18 protein-coding genes are annotated in these 21,398 nt (G+C 30.0%); 12 read left to right on the top strand and 6 right to left on the bottom strand.

What is annotated here, in order from left to right:
* Window positions 1–5 precede the first annotated feature (5 nt).
* The 12 genes from VK164_RS07440 to VK164_RS07385 all read left to right on the top strand — a co-directional run bounded on the left by VK164_RS07440 (window position 6) and on the right by VK164_RS07385 (window position 12,551).
* Window positions 6–995: a glycosyltransferase family 2 protein gene (locus VK164_RS07440; RefSeq protein WP_324208751.1), complete on the top strand. Its 990-nt coding sequence runs from the start codon at window positions 6–8 to the stop codon at window positions 993–995.
* Between the two features lies 1 nt (window position 996).
* Window positions 997–2,160, top strand: a complete 1,164-nt coding sequence (locus VK164_RS07435) for a glycosyltransferase (protein WP_324208750.1) — start codon at window positions 997–999, stop codon at window positions 2,158–2,160.
* Window positions 2,161–2,162: 2 nt separating this feature from the next.
* Window positions 2,163–3,311, top strand: a complete 1,149-nt coding sequence (locus tag VK164_RS07430) for a glycosyltransferase family 4 protein (RefSeq protein ID WP_324208749.1) — start codon at window positions 2,163–2,165, stop codon at window positions 3,309–3,311.
* A complete protein-coding gene (locus tag VK164_RS07425; protein ID WP_324208748.1) occupies window positions 3,302–4,315 on the top strand; it encodes a glycosyltransferase family A protein in 1,014 nt (337 codons plus the stop codon). Before VK164_RS07430 ends, VK164_RS07425 begins: the two co-directional genes overlap by 10 nt.
* 2 nt (window positions 4,316–4,317) lie before the next feature.
* Window positions 4,318–4,980, top strand: coding sequence for an acylneuraminate cytidylyltransferase family protein (locus tag VK164_RS07420; protein ID WP_324208747.1), 663 nt, complete (start codon window positions 4,318–4,320; stop codon window positions 4,978–4,980).
* Between the two features lie 490 nt (window positions 4,981–5,470).
* Complete coding sequence (gene neuB / locus VK164_RS07415; RefSeq protein WP_324208746.1) at window positions 5,471–6,511, top strand: N-acetylneuraminate synthase; 1,041 nt, start codon at window positions 5,471–5,473, stop codon at window positions 6,509–6,511.
* A gap of 220 nt (window positions 6,512–6,731) precedes the next feature.
* On the top strand, window positions 6,732–7,037 hold the full coding sequence (locus tag VK164_RS07410) for a GIY-YIG nuclease family protein (RefSeq protein WP_324208745.1): 306 nt from the start codon (window positions 6,732–6,734) through the stop codon (window positions 7,035–7,037).
* A gap of 130 nt (window positions 7,038–7,167) precedes the next feature.
* Window positions 7,168–8,292, top strand: a complete 1,125-nt coding sequence (neuC, locus tag VK164_RS07405) for a UDP-N-acetylglucosamine 2-epimerase (protein WP_324208744.1) — start codon at window positions 7,168–7,170, stop codon at window positions 8,290–8,292.
* The gene (locus tag VK164_RS07400; RefSeq protein ID WP_324208743.1) at window positions 8,292–9,725 is read left to right on the top strand and encodes an MBOAT family O-acyltransferase; all 1,434 of its coding nucleotides are present in this window, start codon (window positions 8,292–8,294) and stop codon (window positions 9,723–9,725) included. The genes neuC and VK164_RS07400 overlap by 1 nt, the downstream gene beginning before the upstream one ends.
* Window positions 9,725–10,609 (top strand): hypothetical protein, encoded by an 885-nt coding sequence (locus VK164_RS07395; RefSeq protein WP_324208742.1) that lies wholly within the window; start codon window positions 9,725–9,727, stop codon window positions 10,607–10,609. The genes VK164_RS07400 and VK164_RS07395 overlap by 1 nt, the downstream gene beginning before the upstream one ends.
* Window positions 10,606–11,982 (top strand): hypothetical protein, encoded by a 1,377-nt coding sequence (locus VK164_RS07390; RefSeq protein WP_324208741.1) that lies wholly within the window; start codon window positions 10,606–10,608, stop codon window positions 11,980–11,982. Before VK164_RS07395 ends, VK164_RS07390 begins: the two co-directional genes overlap by 4 nt.
* The gene (locus tag VK164_RS07385; RefSeq protein WP_324208740.1) at window positions 11,979–12,551 is read left to right on the top strand and encodes a hypothetical protein; all 573 of its coding nucleotides are present in this window, start codon (window positions 11,979–11,981) and stop codon (window positions 12,549–12,551) included. The genes VK164_RS07390 and VK164_RS07385 overlap by 4 nt, the downstream gene beginning before the upstream one ends.
* Before the next feature lie 12 nt (window positions 12,552–12,563).
* Here the strand turns inward: VK164_RS07385 and VK164_RS07380 are convergent, their stop codons facing one another.
* The 6 genes from VK164_RS07380 to VK164_RS07355 form a co-directional block, all read right to left on the bottom strand.
* Window positions 12,564–12,950 carry a response regulator gene (locus VK164_RS07380; RefSeq protein ID WP_324208739.1) on the bottom strand — a complete coding sequence of 129 codons (387 nt, stop codon included), beginning with the start codon at window positions 12,948–12,950 and terminating at the stop codon, window positions 12,564–12,566.
* Between the two features lie 5 nt (window positions 12,951–12,955).
* On the bottom strand, window positions 12,956–13,936 hold the full coding sequence (locus tag VK164_RS07375; protein ID WP_324208738.1) for a response regulator: 981 nt from the start codon (window positions 13,934–13,936) through the stop codon (window positions 12,956–12,958).
* A gap of 1 nt (window position 13,937) precedes the next feature.
* Entirely contained in the window at window positions 13,938–14,369 is a 432-nt protein-coding gene (locus VK164_RS07370) for a response regulator (protein ID WP_324208737.1), read from the bottom strand.
* Window positions 14,370–14,481: 112 nt separating this feature from the next.
* The gene (locus tag VK164_RS07365) at window positions 14,482–15,405 is read right to left on the bottom strand and encodes a sensor histidine kinase (RefSeq protein WP_324208736.1); all 924 of its coding nucleotides are present in this window, start codon (window positions 15,403–15,405) and stop codon (window positions 14,482–14,484) included.
* A 17-nt stretch (window positions 15,406–15,422) separates the two neighbouring features.
* Window positions 15,423–17,039: an ATP-binding protein gene (locus VK164_RS07360; RefSeq protein WP_324208735.1), complete on the bottom strand. Its 1,617-nt coding sequence runs from the start codon at window positions 17,037–17,039 to the stop codon at window positions 15,423–15,425.
* Window positions 17,036–21,055, bottom strand: coding sequence for a PAS domain S-box protein (locus VK164_RS07355; protein ID WP_324208734.1), 4,020 nt, complete (start codon window positions 21,053–21,055; stop codon window positions 17,036–17,038). Before VK164_RS07355 ends, VK164_RS07360 begins: the two co-directional genes overlap by 4 nt.
* Window positions 21,056–21,398 lie beyond the last annotated feature (343 nt).

Genomic DNA, 21,398 nt, shown 5'->3' with positions numbered 1-21,398 from the left:
ACAATTTGCAACCACTGGTTTCCATAATTATTCCCACTTTTAACAGTAGTAAGCATATAAAAGCCACTCTTGATAGCGTGCTTTCGCAAACCTATACGGATTGGGAATGTATTTTAGTAGATGATGGTTCTATCGACTTAACCGAAACTATTTCTGTAAATTATCAAGAAAAAGACAATCGTTTTCAACTTTATAAACGACCAGAAGATTTGCCAAAAGGACCTTCTTCGGCACGAAATTATGGCGTAACGAAAGCCAAAGGTGAGTATCTTATTTTTTTAGACGCCGATGATTTATTAGTCTCTACTTGTTTGGAAAATCGAGTAGCGCAGTTCCAACAAAATCATGAGTGTGATTTCTTAGTGTTTCAAATGGAGCGCTTCCTTGACGAACCCGATTTCTCAATAAAAGAAATTGTTGTTGAACAAGATAAAAATAGAGTGTTAGAATCTTTTATTCAATTGCACGGACAATGGCCTATTACATCACCTATTTATAAAACAAATTTTTTCAAAACCATCCATTTTAATACTAGTTTGGTCGTTTTTGAAGACTTAGAAGTAGCTATAAAGGCAATTGTACAAGCAATCGATTTTCATGTTTTCAACACTATTGATTGTTATTATAGAAACGATTCAAATTATCAAACCAAGTATAACTCTTTAGAGATTAAAACCAAAATGGTGAAATCTTTTCAAACACTATTATTAAGTGTTGTAGAGTTGGTGCGACAAAATTCTGAAAAACAGTTTAAAAATCAAGATATAAAATCTTATTTTATACAATCCTATAAAAAAATATTTCGTTTTCAGATATTAGAAAATATAGAAGCGTTCAAAGAAGACAACAAGAAAATAGTACATTTGTTAGCAGCATATGGTTTCTTGGACAGTAAAACGGCTTTTAAATTCTTTTTGGTAGACCGTGTTTTATTGCCTTTTGCTTCCATTAAAGGAAGTGGCATTGCTCGATTAATAAAAAAAATATATAACTAACATGGCAGATTTTAGCTTTCAAAATAAAAATGTTGTTATTCTTATTAAAGATGCTATTCTAGGTGGGGCAGAACGTCAAGCTTTGGGATTCGCAAAATATATAAAAGACCACTATAATTGTTCGGTTTCAATTGTTGTAACGTATTCTAATGACCAATCAGATGAGTTTAAAAGTTTTCTTAACGAGATTGGAATTGATAAAGTAAATTATTTTGGTGAGCCTTCATTGTCTGTAAAAAATGAATTATCTGTAAAGAATTTAAAAAAAGGGATAAGAGCTCTTAGATATTTAATAAAAATAACTCTCGGAATTAGAAAGTTAAAACCAGATGTTTTAGTCCCATTTATGAATGGACCTTCTAAAATTGCCTCACTAATTTATAACTTCACGGGAGCAAAAAACACTTTTTGGCATCAGTTAGGTTTAGAAGTCTGTTTTTATGATTGGTTAGAAAGAATTGCAGTTGAAAAATCACCAGCAATTATTGCAAATGCAGAAAATGGTTTGCAAGTATTTAAAGAGTATTATAAAGTTCCTCAAGAAAAATTAAAAATTTTACCGCAATTTTTAGCAATTGAAAAGCAAGATTTAGATAAAGAAAATTTAAAAGAGCAATTATCAATACCGAAAGATTCATTGATTATAGGTATGATAGCACATTATAGAGAAGAAAAATATCAAGAGTTATTAATTGAAGCATTTTCTCATATCGCTTTAAATACTAACATTCATTTAGTACTATTAGGAAATAAAGATAACAACGAGAATACACTAAAAAAGTATAACAAACTAATTGAATTAATCAAAAAACTAGATATTGAAGATAAGGTTTCTTTGCTTTCAGGGGTTGACGTACATGAGGTGTTAAATGTTTTGGATATAGGAGTTTTAGTCTCCGAAATAGAAGGAACGCCAAATGTAGTTATGGAGTATATGTTGTATGGATTGCCAGTTATTGCATCGAATCATAAAGGTTGTTGTGCTCTTTTAGGAGATTCTCCTTTTTTAATTCCGAATGATAAAAATATTTTGATTCAGAAAATGAAAGAATTAATAGCGAATGAAAATTTAAGAAAAAATGAAGGAGAAAAGAACGCTAAAATGATTAGCCAAAGCTCTGCTGAAAATTATTTTAAAGAATTACAAATAATATTGAACAATTAAAAATGAAAATCCTTTTACTATCAATGCATTCTATTCATGCTACTCGTTGGATTGAAAATCTGAAAGAATCGGGTCATGAATTGTATTGGTTTGATATTTCAGGAAAAGGAAAAATAAATACACTTGAGTCTATTATTCAATTTACCGGATGGAAAAAAAGGAAATTGCCTTACATAAAAGGAGAGCATTGGTTTTCTAAAAAGTTTCCAAGCTTTTATCAATTAATTCGTCCGTTTTTAGAAGTAACAGAAAACGAAGCGTTAGAAAAAATAATCAAAAGCATTCAGCCTGATTTAGTTCAGAGTTTTGAAATGCAAAGTTGTTCTTATCCTATTGTAAAAACCATGTTGAAATATTCTAAAATCAAATGGTTATATAACTGTTGGGGTAATGATATTTTCTACTATCAAAACTTACCAAATCATAAATCCAAATTAAATCAAGTATTGTCTAGAGTAGACTATATGACTGCTGATTGTAATCGCGATGCTGTTTTAGCTAATCAAAATGGTTTTAAAGGGAAATTTCTCGGAGCAATTCCAACTGGTGGTGGTTATGATTTGTCTTTTTTTGAAAATTTTAAAAAACCGTTTATAGATAGAAAAATTATTATTGTTAAAGGATATCACCATCTTTTTGGAAGAGCCTTGAATGTTATCAAAGCATTAGAAAGTGTCAGAGAGCAATTAAATGATTATACAGTTGTTGTGTTTGGAGCTCATAAAATTGTTGAAGATTACGTTAATAATAAAAAACTACCTTTTCAAGTCTATGACAGGCATGGCTTAAAGCAAGAAGATGTTTTAAAATTAATGGGTCAGTCTGCTATTTATATAGGCAATAATATTTCAGATGGAATGCCTAACACAGTATTGGAGGCTATGATTATGGGTGCTTTTCCTATTCAGTCAAATCCAGGCGGTGCAACAGCTGAAATTATAGATGAAGGTAATAATGGGTTTTTAATTCAAGATCCTGAGGATATTGAAGAAATTAGAAATTTAATTTTAAAAGCTATTCAAAATCAAGAATGGATTGCCTCAGCTTCAATGAAAAATTATAAATTAGCTAAAGAATACGTTGATTTAAAAACAAACCAACAAAAAATAGTAGCTTTATACCAACAAATTGAAAACGATAAATGCGAGTAGGTTTTAATCCAAACAAAGATAAAGTTCTTCCAAAATCTGATTACACCCATCAGGTAATTGTTCCTGTTTATATTCCGCATCAAAAAGATTATTTTAAAGATAGTTTTCAAATTTTGGAGTTGTGTTTGGAGTCGCTTTTTAAAACATGCCATGACAAAACTTACATTACTATTGTAAACAATGGAAGTTGTATTGAAGTAGTAAACTATCTGAATCAGTTACAACAAGAAGCCAAATTACAAGAAGTTATTCATACTACTGCAATTGGAAAATTAAACGCAATTTTAAAAGGATTGTCTGGACATCAATTTCCTTTAATTACCATAACTGATGCTGATGTGTTGTTTTTAAATGATTGGCAAAAAGCTACTTATGAAGTGTTTGAGGCTTTTCCAAAAGCGGGTGTTGTTTCGCCAGTACCTAATTCAAAATTATTGCGCCACAACACTGCTAATGTAATTGGGAGTACTTTATTTTCTAAAAATACGGCATTTACTTATGTTACTGCTAAATATGCTATGATTTCTTTTGCAAAGAGTATTGGCAATGAATCTCTATATAAAGAGATTCATTTAAAAAAGCAATTAACAATAACAAAAGAGACTACTACCGCTTTGATTGGTGCTGGACATTTTGTAGCAACATACAAAGGGGTTAGCTTTGATGTACTAAAACAACGTTTTTCAACTTATAGTTTAGGAGGAGATAGCGAAAAATTATTATTAGATAAACCCGCTACCGATTTGGGATTGTGGAGATTATCTACGCAAAATAACTACGCCTATCATTTAGGAAATGTGAAAGAAAATTGGATGCTGGATGAGTTTGACAATATAATTTCCGATTCCTCAACTTTTGAAAATAGTGTTGACAATAAAGTATATTCTGGAGTTTTGAATGATTTTTATATGAAATTTTTCTCGAGATTAATTTTTAGAAAACCTTTTTGGCAATTGTATTTGCGTTTCAAAGGTCTAACTTCAGAAGAAGCTAAACAGTATTAAAGATGAAAACAATAGCTATAATTCCTGCAAGGGGTGGTTCAAAACGCTTACCAGGAAAAAACATAAAACTATTAGGTAGTATTCCTTTGTTGGCGCACAGTATTTTGTATGCACAACAACACAAATTTATAGATGCAGTTTATGTTTCCACAGATGATGCCGCCATAAAAAAAGTAGCGTTACAATATGGCGCTTTAGTAATCGATAGACCTCAATCACTTTCAGGGGATTTTGAACCTACTGTTTCTGCTCTAAAACATGTTTTAGAATCAATTGATGGAGTAGTTGAAAATGTAATTCTTTTGCAAGCTACTAATCCACTGCGTCCAGATAATTTATTACAAGAAGCCTTTGTTCTTTTTCAAGAAAAACAAGTGAACAGTTTGTTTACCGTTTCACGAAGTCATCATAAATTAGGAAAAATAATGGATAATAAATTTATTCCGTTTAATTATGAAGTGGGACAACGCAGTCAAGACTTAGAACCTTTATATTACGAAAATGGGTTGCTTTATATTACAAAAGCACCTGTAATATTAAATAATGAAATCATTACAAAAGATGCTTTTCCATTAGAAGTAAATCATCCTTTTGCTAATGTAGATATTGATACTCAGGAGGATTTTGATTATGCGGAGTATTTGATCGGGAAGTTTCAGGTTTAAAGTTTCAGGTTTTTGGAACACAGATTAAAGGAATTAATTTAATCGGAAAAATCTTTTATGAACTTTTTAAAATAATCTTAATAATCTTTAAAAACTTATATGACTTATATGGTTTGATTTTAGCCACATAGAAACATAGTTTTTGCACAGAGTTACACTGAGTTTTTTTGAAGTGGATTGTGTTGAGAGAGTTAAACAGAGCCGTTTTACTAGAACGAGTTTCAGCTTTCAAGTTTTTGAATGTTGATTTTTATGGAACGCGGATGATACTGATTTAGCTGATGAACACGGATTTTTTTAATTTAAATGAGTTAAAGTAAAAAATCTTAGAAGGAATTTTCTCCTTGAGGGGACTTTAGGGGTGTTACGGATGTTGTTTACTACCAATATCAACAATATTGATTTAAGAAGTCAAGCTAATTCTATTAAACTTCATAAACTTTATTATATTTGAAAAAAACAAATTACTATTTACAAAATCACTAAATATATGAATCCCTACATAGAAATTTCAGGAAGAAAAATTGGTCAAGATTTTCCACCATTAGTCATTGCAGAAATCGGAATCAATCATGAAGGTTCTCTGCAAGTAGCCAAAGAAATGGTTGATGCAGCACATAGAGCTGGTGTTGAGGTAGTCAAACACCAAACACATATTGTTGCCGACGAAATGAGTGGTGCAGCTAAAAAAGTAATTCCAGGAAATGCAGATGTTTCCATTTATGAAATTATGGAGCGTTGCGCTTTAAATGAAGACGACGAATTAGAATTAAAAAACTATGTAGAAAGTAAAGGTATGATTTTTATATCTACTCCATTTTCTCGTGCTGCTGCCGAACGTTTAAAAAAGTTTGATATACCTGCCTATAAAATTGGTTCTGGAGAATGTAATAATTATCCTTTATTAGAACATATTGCCTCTTTTGGAAAGCCAGTCATTTTAAGCACAGGTATGAATACAATTGAAAGTATTCAAAAAGCAGTAGCCATTTTTGACAAACATAATGTTCCTGTGGCTTTATTACATACTACTAATTTATATCCAACACCTATTCATTTAGTTCGATTTGGCGCCATGATGGAAATGCATCAAGCGTTTCCTGATAAAGTTTTTGGATTATCAGATCATACCTTAAATAATAATGCTTGTTTAGGTGCAGTTGCATTAGGTGCATCCATTTTAGAGCGACACTTTACAGATCACATGAACCGAACAGGTCCAGATATTGTATGTAGTATGGATGAACAAGCTACAAAAGAATTAATTATCAACAGTGCCGAGATGGCTCAAATGCGTGGTGGAACAAAAAAACCTGCAGACGAAGAACAAGTAACTATTGATTTTGCTTTTGCAACGGTTTGTTCTATTGCCTCTATCCAAAAAGGCGAAATCTTAACCAAAGAGAATATTTGGGTGAAACGTCCTGGAACGGGTAAAATTTTAGCCGAACATTTTGATTCGTTATTAGGTAAAAAAGCGACAAGAGACATTGCAAATGATGAGCAATTGGATTTTGGTGATTTTGAGTAGATTTTTATAGTTCTTTTAAATTTGTATTTCCAACTTTGTCAAGCTGAGCCTGTCGAAGCCTATTGAAAATATATATTGCTACAAATGACTTCGACAAGCTCAGTCTGACATTGGAGTCAATTAGTTTCAGTTGAAAAGTAAGTTATTTAAATTTGTAATTTCACCTTTGTCAAGCTGAAGCTTGTCGAAGCCTATTGAAAATGGTTTTATATTACATCTTATGAAATTATTCTATGTTTATATTTTAAAATGTAAAGATGATTCCTTTTATACAGGAATCACTAATAGTATTGAAAGAAGATTATATGAACATAACGTAGGAGTTGATAAAGACGCTTATACTTATTCAAGAAGACCAGTTGAATTAGTTTGGTTTGAAATGTTTACTGATTCTACTCAAGCAATTATGGTTGAAAAGAAAATTAAAGGATGGAGCAGAAGAAAAAAACAAGCTTTAATTGATGAAGATTGGGATAAACTAGTAAGATTTTCTAAGAATTACACTCAGTTTGGAAAAGAAGATTAGTGCTACTAAGAACTTCGACAAGCTCAGTATGACATTCTAGTAAGTAAGATGAATTGAATTTCAGTTGTATTTCGATTAAAAAAGAATTAATCAAAAACCATATATTTGCAAACCTATATCAATTAATAAAATGTCCAAAAAAATCCTCTTTCTTACGGGTACTCGTGCCGATTTTGGTAAAATAAAATCGTTGATTCAAATTTTGGAAGCACATCCCAAATTTGAGCCTTTTATTTTTGTTACGGGTATGCATTTGCAAAAGGAATACGGCTTTACTTTGTTAGAAGTGGAAAGATGTGGTTTTTCGAATATTCACACGTTTGAAAATCACACCCATGAAACCACGATGGATTTAACTTTAGCCAAAACTATTGAAGGATTATCTGCTTATGTAAAACAGTGTGAACCCGATATGATTGTAATCCATGGCGATAGAGTAGAAGCTTTAGCTGGAGCTATTGTTGGAAGTTTGAATAATATTTTAGTGTCACATATTGAAGGAGGTGAAGTTTCAGGAACTATTGACGAACTGATTCGTCATTCTACCAGTAAAATGAGTCATGTGCACTTTGTTTCTAACAAGCAAGCAAAAAAACGATTGATACAAATGGGTGAATTAGAAAATGCTGTTTTTATAATAGGTTCTCCAGATGTAGATATTATGTTTTCAAATAACTTGCCTGATATAGAAACCGCAAAACAATACTATGAAATTCAATTTGATCGTTATGCTGTAGCAATGTTTCATCCAGTTACTACGGAAGCAAAATACATGCAAGAATATGCTGATAATTTTGTTGAAGCATTGTTGAAAGATAATCATAATTATATAGTAGTATATCCAAATAACGATTTGGGAAGTCAAGCAGTTTTAAAAGCATATGGTAGGCTAAAAGATAATCCACGTTTTCGTGTTTTTCCATCTTTGCGTTTTGAATATTTTTTAACTTTATTAAAAAAAGCTCAGTTTATTATAGGGAATAGTAGTGCAGGTATACGTGAAGCTCCTTATTATGGCTTGCCAATTATTAATATAGGTACACGCCAGCAAAACCGAGCGTTGCATGCCGATATTATTAATGTAGGTTATACAACTAAAAGTATTACAGAAGCATTAGGTACAATCGATTTGCATGAAGTTAAGCCTTCTGAAAATGATTTTGGAAAAGGAAATAGTGCCGAATTATTTTTGAAATCGCTTTTAAATGTTGATATTTGGCAACTCAATCATCAAAAACAATTTAGAGATATTTAATGTTTTTCAACTCCTTATCCTTCGCTATATTTTTACCAATTGTTTTTATTTTATATTGGTTGGTATTTAATAAAAGCAAAACTACTCAGAATACTGTTCTAATCGTCGCGAGTTATTATTTTTACTCTTGTTGGGATTGGCGATTTTTGTTTTTATTGGTGTTTTCTACGTTGTTGGATTATTTCAGTGCTATTATGATGGAAAATAGTACGACTGATAATAAGCGAAAATTGTGGTTGTGGTTGACAATTGGTATTAATTTAGGGTTTTTAGGTGTTTTTAAATATTACGATTTTTTTGCACAATCATTTGCTGATTTATTGCATGGATTTGGATTCCAAACCAATCCCGTTTTGTTGAAATTGATTCTTCCTGTTGGAATTTCATTTTATACGTTTCATGGCTTGTCTTATGTGATTGATATCTACTACAAACGTATTACCGCCGAACGCAATTTTATAGATTATTCACTATTTGTGAGTTATTTTCCGCTTTTAGTGGCAGGCCCTATTGAAAGAGCTACACATTTATTGCCACAAGTAAAAGTTAAGCGTCATTTTGATTTAGAGAAAGCCAAAGAAGGTGTGTATCAAATCCTTTGGGGATTGGTTAAAAAAGTGGTCATTGCTGATAGTTGTGCGACCTATGCTAATGCCGTTTTTGATCATTATGAATCTATGAATTCGTTGTCCTTAATTTTAGGTGCTGTTTATTTTGCATTTCAGATTTATGGTGATTTTTCCGGTTATTCAGATATTGCATTAGGAACCTCTAAATTGTTTGGAATTGATTTGTTAAAGAATTTCAATTATCCCTATTTTTCTCGTGATATTGCAGAATTTTGGCGTCGTTGGCATATTTCATTGTCGTCATGGTTTCGGGATTATTTGTACATTCCTTTGGGAGGAAGTCAAGGTGGTATGTGGATGAAAGTTAGAAATACATTTGTCATTTTTATAGTGAGCGGATTTTGGCATGGCGCCAATTGGACTTATATAGTTTGGGGATTGATCAATGCTATATATTTTTTACCATTATTACTTCAAAATAAAAATCGTTCAAATATGGGCGATATAGTGATGGGATGGAATTTTAGTAGCTTAAAGACTATTTTGAATATTCTGGCTACATTCACATTAAGTACGTTGGCTTGGATATTCTTTAGAGCCAAATCAATTTCAGAAGCTATCGGATATATTCAAAAAATGCTGACCGATTTCCATTTCGAAAGTCAGTATTTAAGTAACGAGCGCTATAATTATGAATTGTTGTTGTTAGTACTTGTTTTTATAGCTATAGAATGGTTCAATCGTTCCAAAGTGGAACCCTTATCGGGTAAAGCAAGTTGGGTAAAAGTAACGATAGCCCTTATGGCATTGTTGGCTTTAGGTGTGTATTCCGATTATAAAGAATTTATTTATTTCCAATTTTAATGAAACAGTTTTTACTTTTTATCGGAAAAATAATAGTAGTGCTTTTGCTGGTTGCTTTTGCATTGGATTTCTGTTATACAACTATTTTTGCTCAATCAGAAACTAGAAATAAAGTAGAAAATGTAATCAATTCGAAAGCTCAAAATTATGATGTTATTATTTTAGGAACTTCTAGAGCCAACAATCATTTTGTATCCGAATTGTTTGAGAAAAAAGGATTGAAAACCTTTAATTATGGAATGAGTGGTGCACATTTATTTGAAACTTCCCTTATGTTGAAATTAATGGTAGAACGCGGTTGGAAAATAAAAAACATCATCTTGGAAACGGATTTGAATTTATCCAATGAAAAACGTGATGATGGTACTTTTGGTCGTTTTATGCCTTTTATGCATCAATCTAAGATTATAACAAATCATTTTAAAAATGAACCTGATTTTGCCGAACTCTATTACGTTCCTTTTTATCGTTATATTCAGTTTGATGCGAAAGTTGGATTCAGAGCTTTTTATAAAACAGCTGTTGGCGAAGCTACTAATGTATTGGCAAATAAAGGTTATTATCCCTTAGGATTTAATCCAAAAGCCAATATGAAAAATAATATTGAAAGTTTAGTGCCATTGCGTAACCGTTATTTCGAAGAAATTAAGCAAATTTGTAAAAGTAATAACATCAATCTAATTGCAGTGACTACGCCCATGTGTTCTAATGTAAAAGGGATGGATTATTTTAAAAAGGTGAAGAAATTGTATCCTGAAATTAAAGAATATGAACATGTGGTACAAGGAGATCAATACTTTTCTTCTTGTGGGCATTTGAATGATAAAGGAGCTAGATTATTTACCACTAAAGTTATTGAAGATTTAGGATTAGATAAAAAATGAAAAAAAACAATAAAATAGTATTACTTTTTCCTGATGGTGTTGGTATTCGCAACTATTTGTATTCTGATGTTTTTAAAGGAATGGAAAAAGAATTGGTTTTATTTCATGCTTTTGATACTAAAACTGAACAGGCAGTTAAAGATATTACAGCTATTGATAACACTCTAACTATTCCTAAGTATACGGAATCATTAAAAGAAAAGTTTTTAAGAGAATTAATTTGTTTAGCTCGTTTAAAGCATAATGCTAAATTGGTTGATAATTCTACTATTTTAACGTATTGGAAATCTAATCACAAAGGTTTTTCTAAAGTTTTATTTTATAAGTTAATTCAAATTTTTTCTTATGGAATTACAAATTATAAGCATATTTTAAGACTTGAAAAGTGGTATCAAAAAGTCATTAGAAGTTCAAGTTTTTATGATGAAGTGCGAAAAATTCTAGTTACCGTTGCGCCTGCAAAACTATTTTGTTCGCATCAAAGAGGTGTGCAATGTGCTCCTATTTTTGCGGCTGCACAAGATTTAGGAATCGACTCAATTACTGTCATTTATTCGTGGGACAATTTGCCCAAAGCTAGAATGGCTTTACAAGCAGACAAGTATTTGGTTTGGTCAGATTATATGAAACAGGAATTAAAATTGTATTATCCTGAAATCAAAGAACAACAAATTTTTGTGACAGGAACACCTCAATTTGAATGTTATCATCAGCCTGAAAATATAATTCCGAAAGAAGTTTTTTATGAAAGATATAGTTTAGATCTTGATAAAAAAATTATTTGTTATTCAGGCGATGATGTGTTGACTTGTCCGGATGACCCTCAATATTTAGCTGATTTAGCTGATGAATTGATAAAGCATAATTTGGACGGATTTTATCAAATTTTATTAAGGCGTTGTCCAGTAGATATTTCAGGACGATTTGAACCAATTATTTCAAAATATCCCGATTTGATTAAGCAAGCGCCACCACTTTGGAATTTTGAGCCAAATAGTAGTTGGACTACAATTTATCCCTTGCCTGAAGATGTGAGTTTATTGGTTTCTACGGTGTATTATAGTGATTTAGTTGTGAATTTAGGTTCTACAATGGCATTTGACTTTGGGATGTTTCAAAAACCTTGTCTTTATATCAATTATGACCAAGAGGTGAAGGAGAACCCTAAATGGTCAATTAATTGGATTTATAAGTTGCAACATTTTAGGAGTATGAAAGATAGAAATGCTGTACTTTGGATTCATAATAAAAATGAGATTAGCGAAAAAATTGCATTGAATCAAAGTTCAAGCTCTATAGAAAGTTGGAAAAAAACAATATTATCAAATTATAAAACTTCCTCAGAAAGTATTAAATCTGTTTTGGAATTATGATAGAATTTTTGAATTTTCTTTTAAAAAATGTTTATAAGCCTCAATTTATTAATCCTGAGATTGTTGATTCAGCTTTTGATCAAACTGTTAGGGATGTGAATTTTCATTTTCCTAATTTAACTAAAACGGAAATAAAAAGTAGAATTATAAGTAATAATAATGAATTAGCAATATTCTTATTTCGTTTAGGTCAGAAAATTCATAGAGCTGAATTGCATGATTTAAAGGCTCAAATACATTGGTTGTTAAAGCAGTATTGTAGTTGTGAATTGTATTTTAATAATGATATTGATGATGGATTTTATATAGTGCATGGTGAGGGTTCCGTTTTGGGTAGTCGAAATAAAATAGGTAAAGGTTTTGTAATGCATCAAGGATGTACAATTGGTCATAAAAAAAATGGAGCAGGATCGGGCAATGTAATTGGCAATAATGTTATTTTATATGCTAATTCTTCAATAATTGGAGCATTAAATATTGGAAGTAATGTCGTTATTGGTGCTCATATTTTAATTAGTAAAGATGTTCCAGATAATACAGTTGTAACTATTAAAAATAATCGATATTGATGAATGAGTAAATTATAATTTGCAAAATTCTTCTTTTATCTCATGTAGTATTTCTTTGGCAACTGGTTTTGAGATGAATTTTTTGATGCTTTTGTAATTTTTAGATTTGACTATATCCTGTTCACTTGTAGATGATGTAAGCAAATAAATAGAAAAATTTTCGATATTTATTTTTGATTCTATTTCTTCTAAGAACTCCCAGCCGTTCATAATAGGCATATTGATGTCTAAGAAAATACTATATTTTTCAATTGATTTATGATTGTTGTATAGATAGATAATAGCTTCGTTTCCGTTTTTAAAAACCATAGGATTGTCTAAAAAACCTGCATTTAAGAGCATTTTTTTTAAAATTAATACAGAAACTGCATCGTCATCTATGATTAACAAATGTTTCATGAGTTTTACTCATTTAATGAAATTTCTTTGGATTTGTCTATAATTTCTTTGACAATTGTATCTAATTCTTGTGCTGAATTGTTTAAAATGGCTACTAATTCTTTTGTTTCTTCCGTGGCATTTTTGTCTTCTAAAACGAGTTGTGCCAAGCCTAATATTTGCGAAATAGGAGCTCTTACAATATGTGATTGAGTCCAAGCTATTTCTTTGAGTTTTTGATTTTGCAACTCAATTTCTTTTATATGGTTTAGGCTTTTGGTGATGTCATTTGTAAGTACAATTTTCGCTTTTTTTCCATGGAAGGTTATGGTGTTACTTCTGCTGTCAACAAAAATAATATCACCGTTTTTTTTCTTGTGTGTCATTATTCTAGACGTGCTTTCTTCTTTGTCTATTGCGTCGTCTTCGTGAATAATTGCTTCTATTTTTAACTCTAAAAAATCAGCGTGGCTATATCCATATAAATTAACAGCAGCTTCATTCACATCTAGGAAAAATGAAGTTTCTATGTCGTATACGCAAATAGGTAATGGACTTAATTGAAATAAATCTGAATATAGTTGTTCCGATTCTCTAATTTTTACTAAGTTTTTATTTCTTTCGATATTGTAAATAATGCTTTTGTAAAGTGTAGGGCTACTTAAATCATCCTTTAACAAATAATCTGAAATACCTAGCGCTAGCGATTTTGTTGCAAATGAAAAATCTGAGTATCCTGTAAGTACTACAACAGGAATTTTTTTTGATAGTTTTAGAACTTCTATAATTAATTCGGTTCCACTTTTGTCGGGTAAAGAAAGGTCAAGAAAAATTAAATCAAAGTCGGTAGTGATTTTGTCTTGAAATTCAAATAAATTTTTGAATCGTTCAAAATGAAAAATAGTAGGGTTTTCAATTTTTTCATTAAGATATTCTTCCAGAAGAAAATAATCACCTAGATTGTCTTCTACAACAATTAATTTATAATTTTTATTGTCCTTTTGCATATCATCTTAATGTGGGCAATTTAGCAATTTTGAACCAAAACTTGCCTAATGAATTAATTACATCAAAAAAGTCGTTTATATCTGCAGGCTTAGTGATGTAACAGTTCGCCTGATTATTGTATGTTGCGTTAATATCATTAGAAGATGAAGATGTTGTCAAAATGATTACGGGTATATGTTTTGTGCGTTCATTTTGTTTTATATGATGTAACACTTCATGTCCATTTAAAAGGGGTAAATTAATATCCAAAAGGATTAAATCGGGAAGTTCCCCTTCTGGTCTTCCTTCTTCAAGAGATAAATAATTAAGAGCTTCTTTTCCGTTTCTTGCGACATTGATATTTGAGTTGAATTCACATTCTTCAAATGCTTCAGTAGTCAAAACAATGTCGCCTTCATTGTCTTCGACGAGTAGAATTTCAATTTTTTTCATTAAATAGTTGCGTTAAGGTTGTTTGTTTTGAACATAAAATTACAAAAAAAATCTAAAAATGTAGAACTTATTCTACATTTTTAGATAAAATTGTTTAAAAAGTCTTACAAAATTATGATTTAGGTAATTTTATGTAAAAATTGCTTCCCATATTTATTTTTGATTCTACCCAAATTTTGCCATTCAAATTGCTTATGATTTTTTTTGCAATAGCTAATCCAGCTCCAGTTCCCACATCGCTAGAATTGTTGTTTAATTTTTGGAAAAGAATGAAAATTTTATCAAAATATTCTTCTTCAATTCCAATTCCATTGTCACTTACTTTAAATAACCATTTGTTTTTAAAATCTATAGCTTCAATAGTTATGGTTAAAGGAGTGTTGCTTTTTTTGAATTTAATGGCATTATCAATTAAGTTTTTAAAAACAATAAAAATTAATTCTCTATCGGAAGTTATTACAGGAAGGTTTTGGTAGTTTATTGTAATGTTTTTATTGATTTCTTGTGCTTTGAACTGTTCTTCAATGGTGTATATTATATTATGAATGTTTACTTTTTCAAAAACAACTACTTTATTTATTTTTGAATATTCTAATAAATCTAGAATAATTCTTCTCATTTTATAAGCACCTTCTACTGCAAAGTGTATATAGTTTTTCCCTTTTTCGTCTAAAACAGGTGTATATTTTTTTTCAATATGTGTTAGGAAGCTAGTTACAGTTCTAGCGGGTTCTTGTAAATCATGTGAAGCAAGATTGATGTATTTTTCTAATTCTTGATTTGTTATTTCTAATTCTTGAGCATTTTTTTTTAATTGATTCATTTTTTGTTTAATTGCATCATTGTGTCTTTTTAGTATTAGATATAGCAACAATGCCGTCGAAAGAATATAAAAAGTTCCTTTAATATTTTGAAAATGCGTAATTGCATCTAAATCATTTTTACTCATAAATATGAGTAGTAACTCATCGCTAACAAAAATCCATAGTAGCCCGATGAATATGTACTGTAGCGTCACTTTAATTTCTGACTTCATGGTGATTAGATTTTGGTTTATTCCATTTTTTTGGCAATGGTAAAATAAAAAGTACTGCCTTTGTTTACTATTGATTCTACCCAAATTTTGCCACCTAAGTTTTCAATAATTTTTTTTACTATTGCTAGTCCCATACCATTTCCAGAATCTTGTTCTCTTGTTAATAATCGTTGGAAGAGTATGAAAATTTTTTCAAAATATTTTTCTTCAATGCCAATACCATTATCTTTTATTGCAAATCCCCATGTGTTTTTATCTTCTTCAAACGTGTTAATTTGAATGATTACATCTTCATTTTCTTTCGAATATTTTATAGCATTACTGATTAGATTTTGAAATATTTGCATGATTGGTGAGCGATAACAAAAGATAGTTGGTAAATTATCATATTCAATGACTACTTTTTTGTTGTTGATTGCATTTCTATGGTAGGAAACAATTTCTTCAACCAAATCATTTACATTTATTTCTGTAGGTTCTTCGTTATACTTTCCAGCTCTTGAGAATTCTAGAATATCTAATATTATCATTTTCATTCTTTTTGCTCCATCTACGGCAAAGAATATGTATTTTTTACCTTTTTCGTCAAGTAAATCGTTGTATTTTTTTTCTAAAAGCGATAGGAAGCTCGATATCATTCGCAAAGGCTCTTGTAAATCATGTGAAATGATGTATGCAAAATATTCTAATTCTTTATTTGTTGAGGATAGTTCTTTTGCTCGGTTATCGAGAATGTAATTTAGTTTTTCTAAGTCTTTTGTTTTTTCAGCAACTAAACGTTTGAGTTTGATAGGTTGTTCGGCCAATTGTCTGATAAAAAAAGCAATTATAATGCTTAGCGCAAGTCCAAAGAAACCAAAGATTGATGCTCTATTTAGGTGTTGCGGGTCTTTTAATTTTACATATAAATACCATTCCCCTGAAGAAATAAAGGTTTTATAAGTGATTCCTTTATTAAAATCTGTTTTGTTTTTGAATAAAAATTTATCTTCAGTATTGTCGTTTTTTTCTACTAATTGGTAGTCAAATCTTTTTTTACTCCCTGTGTCGTTTAGTCCAATTGCATTTAGAAATGTTTTTTGTTTGATTATTATGGCAGAGAATCCCCAGAGTTTATTGTTTTTATAGATAGGTTGTCTGCCTATGATCCCAATACCTCCTTGAATTAATTTTAAAGGTCCCTCAAAAAACAGTTTGTCTTTTTTAACTGCTTGTAATGCTGCTTTTTCGTGCTGCTTGTCTGAGAAGATGTTATAACCAATGGTTGCTTCATTTCCAATTAAAGGGTAGGTTTTTGTGATAGTATTTCCTTTTACGAGTTGAAGTGCGTCAATGAATTTATTTTTTTCTAATAAATCTTTTGAAACGGATTCAAAATTTTTTTCTTCTAAATCGTTTTCAACTAAAAAGCTGATTATTTTAACAGCATTGTGGTTAAAATTAATAGCGTTTTCGAGTTGGTTCTTGGTGTTTACAGCTTCTTCTTTTACTTGTAAAAATTCATTTTCTTTTTCTACAGAAAAAATTCTAAAAGCTATTGTTTGTGTAATGATGAATAACACAAAAAAAGCCATTAATGCCAATTGATTTGGCCAATAATCCAATGATTTGTTTAATTTTTTAACTATTTTCATGGTAATGTAAAATAAAATGCACTTCCTTTTCCGACTTCAGATTCTATCCAGATTTTTCCACCTAAATTTTCTATTAATTTTTTAACTATTGCTAATCCCATACCCGTGCCACTAAATTCTTCTTTTGAGTGTAATCTTTGAAAAATAACAAAAATTTTATCTAAATATTCTTCAGCTATTCCAATGCCATTGTCTTCTATTTTAAATTGCCATTTTTTATCAAGTTTTTCATACGTAATATTGATTATTGGGGTGTTGTTTGGTTTTTGGTATTTAATAGCGTTTCCAATTAAGTTGTGAAAAATTTGCATTAATGGAGATCTATAACTTTGTATTTCAGGTAAGTCATTAAAAATAATTTTTGCTTTTGTTTCTTCGATTACTTTTTGATTTATTTTGCAAACTTCATCTACGATTATGTTGATATTGATTAATTCTTTTTCTTCATTGGTGTTTTTTCCTACTTTAGAATATTCTAGAATGTCTAATATAATATTTCTCATTCTGTTTGCGCCGTCAACCGCAAAGTGAATATATTGCCTTCCTTTGTCGTCTAGTTTGCTTTGGTATTTGTTTTCTAATTGTGTTAAAAAACTGGTTACCATGCGTAACGGTTCTTGTAAATCATGTGACGCAATGTACGCAAATTGTTCTAACTCTTGGTTTGAATTGATTAAGTCTTTTGTTTGAATTTCTAGTTTTTTATTTAATATTTTTAATGATTCTTCGTGTTCTCTTCGTTCTGTTATGTCTTGAAGTGCACCCACGATTCTTGTAGCTACACCAGATTCATTTCTTATTATAATTCCACGATTTACTACAAAAGCATATTTGCCATTTGCTTTGATGTATCGGTATTCTTTTTCCCAATTTGTTTTTTTGGGGTTTTTAATTGCCTTTTTTAATGAGTCGATAACTTCTTCTGCTTCATCGGGATGTACTCTTGATTTAATTAAATTTAAAATATCAATGTCGTAGATTTTGTTTGGTACGGCATAACCAAATAATTTCATGAAACCATTTCCTCTGTATATAGAGTTTTCTTCTAAATTCCAGTCCCATATAGCGTCGTTTGTTGCTAATGTTGATTTTTCAAATCTTTCGTTTGAAGCTCTGAGTTCTTCTTCGTATTTTTTTGTAGCGGTAATGTCTTTATAATATACTGAAAGTCCTTCTTTTGATGGGTATGCACTAACGTCTAGCCAAACATCTAGATATTCAAAAAAATCTTGGAAATAAACATTCTTATTGGTTTTTACTGATTTTTTATAATTGATATCATAAACACCGCCTTTTAAATGAGGGAAAAATTCCCAAAAATTCTTTCCTATTAATTCTTCTCTTTTTACACCCGTTATTTTTTCAGATTCTTTATTCCAGTAGGTTACTATCCAGTTTTTGTCTAAAGTAAAAAATGCATCTCCAATACTTTCTATAATATTATTGCGTTCTTTTAATGTGCTTTCTAAATCAGCCTGTACTTTCATTCTGTGAATTTTAGCGGCTAAATTTGATGTTACATTATGAAGGAAAGATATTTCGCTATATTTCCATTTTCTTTCTAGGCTACAATCATCAAAACCAATGAATCCATGTAGTGTATTGTTAATTGTTATGGGTAGAATTAATACTGATTTGATATTTTGAATTAATAGGGATTCTTTAAGTTCTCCTTCAGGTAATTGTGAAACAATGGCTGTAAAAGGTTCTCCTTTTTGTAATGGGTTAAAAAAATCAGAGAATGATGCTACTGGGATATTTTGCCATAGCGGATTTTCTATTTCTGGTTCTATATGTTCTTGAGTCCATTCAATTTTTTGACTACAACTTTTTGTGTTTGTTTCAGGATGTTCATGTATTTCAAAATAATAAACTCTATCCACATTAATTGTATTTCCAGCGATTTTAAAAACATTGTTTAAAGATTCATACCAGTTGTTGGATTGTAATAGTTCTGTAATAATGTCTGTTAGGGCTGATAAGTAATTGTTTTTTTTGGCTAATTCTAGTTCGTTTTGTTTTTGAGCGTTTATGTCTTGAATACTGCCTGAAATTTTTATGCAGTTACCTTTTTTATCTTGCTCAGATTGTCCAATACATCTAATCCATTTATTTTTATTGTTTTTTGTTCTTATGTTAAATTCTTTATCAAAAGAATCACCAAACTTAATTAAATTATTAAAAGTTAGGTTTACATCTTCCTTGTTTTTATCGGAGAATGTGTTTAAAAAGTCTTTGTATTTAATATTTTTATTTTGTTCAAATTCGAATATTTTTTTAGCTATACTTGATAAAAAGATTTCATCATTATTTTTTAACGTGTATTCCCAGCTTCCCACTTTGGCGAGTTTTGCTGTTTCAAGAAATAATTGTTGAAGTTCCTTGATGTCAGTTATGTTTCTACCATAAGCAAATACTTGTCCTTCTTCTCCAAAAATATCTGATGAACTCCAAGATATCCATTTATAATCTCCGTTTTTTGATCGATATCTGTTAGTAAAGTTATTAGAATTTCGTTCACCCGTAATGGTTTCTTCATATTCTTTATTAGTAGCATTCAAATCGTCGGGATGTAAGAAAAAGGTGTATGGATTCGCCATTAATTCTTTTTCACTATAGTTTAATAATTTACAGAATGCTGGATTTACTTTAGTGAAATATCCTTTTGTGTTAACGATTGCTAAAATATCTGAAGAACTTTGAAACATTAGGTACAACATTTCTTCTTGTTCTTTTCTTTTGATCTCTGCACCAAGAAAATTTCCTAAGTTTAGGAAAGGTTGCGTTCTTAATTCATCATTTTTTAAGTCTTCATTGGCACTTAGAATTAATGTTCCAATGAAATTATTGTTGTAAAAAAGAGGTATTCCTAAAATTGATTTTATTTCTAAAGAGATAGCAAGTTCGGTTCGTTTGAATTTTTCTTTTATTTCTTCAGGGTTCCAAATTTCAGGTTCTTGTTTTTGCCATACAGTACCTGGTAGTCCATCTCCTTTTTCAAAAGAATTGATTGAGTTTGTTTTTTTGTAAATTGAATCTGTTTTTTTATCTTTTGTAAGCGATTGAATTAAATGGATTTTGTTTGCATCATTGTTAAGAATCCAAATTTCTGCAGTTAGAAAGTCTCCATACGCTATTAAAAATTTTAATGAAGATTCTAGAATATTTTTCAGGTTTATTTCTTCTTTAAAAAATGTTGCTAGCTGACTTTCTATTTTGTTTTTAATTTTTGAATTTATTTTAGTATTGTTGTTTTTTAAGACTCCTATAACTTTTTGAGGTTGATTTTTCTCATTTCTAATGATATAAACCGTGTCTTCAATATAAAGATATTTGCCGTCTTGTTTTTTAACTCTGTATTCTCCAATCCATTTGTTGCTGTTGCTGTTAGAAATAAATTCGTCCCAGTTTTTCTTTGCTTCTTTGTAGTCTGCTGGATGAACGAGTTTTTTCCAATCGTTTAGATTGAAGTTTTTATTGTTATATTCATGGCTAAAATAATTGTAGAAATTTTCGTTGAACTCAACAATTCTAGTTGTTAAATCTCCTTCGTATATTATATCATCGGTGATTTTATTTAGGAGGTCAAATCTTTCGTTATTTTTTTTAAGTTGGTTTTGTACTTCGATTAAATTTGTTACATCAGTGCTATTTATGATATAGCCATTAATTTTGTTGTCATAAATATGATTCGAAATTGCACAATTGAGCCAAATCCATTTATTGTTTTTTGTTTTAAAGCGATGTGGAGTACAATCTATAGCTTCGTTAGTAGCAATTTTTTCAAATTCGCTTTTTACTTTATTTGCATCTTCAGGGTGGATGAATTGGAAAATGCTTTTACCAATTAGTTCATCTTCTTTGTAGCCAATTAATTTTTCTGCATTAGAACTAATAAATGTGTAATTACCTTTCGTGTCAATTATGGCTGATAATTCAAGACTTCGTTGGTTTAGTGCTTGATATTTTTCTTGATTTAAAACGTTTTGGTCTTCAATCACTTTTTTTTCTGGCATAGCTTAATAAATTAGAAAACGGATATAGTTTTAAAAGAACAAAAGGGTAGTGTTTTGCTGTTTCTTAAATATGGGTTTATTCAATTCAAATCACTACGTAAAGTTAATAAAAAAAATATTAAATCATTGTATTTATCTGAATAAAATATTGGTTTTGTTGTGGTTTTGATAAAAGTTTTGCTTTTAGTTTGTTTTTGTACAATAATGAAAAATATTCAAAAAGCATAATCTTTCCAAATAATACCACTTATTAATAAAACAAGACCACTTGTTAATAGTCGATTGATTCCCTCGTTTAGTTAAAGCAACTTTGTCTCACCAAAAAGGAAGATTAATTTAACTG

The organism is Flavobacterium sp., assembly GCF_035299005.1.
In the GTDB taxonomy this organism is placed as follows: Bacteria; Bacteroidota; Bacteroidia; order Flavobacteriales; family Flavobacteriaceae; genus Flavobacterium.
The sequence above is the reverse complement of the archived record's forward strand: the minus strand, read 5'-3'. Positions and strand labels throughout refer to the sequence as shown.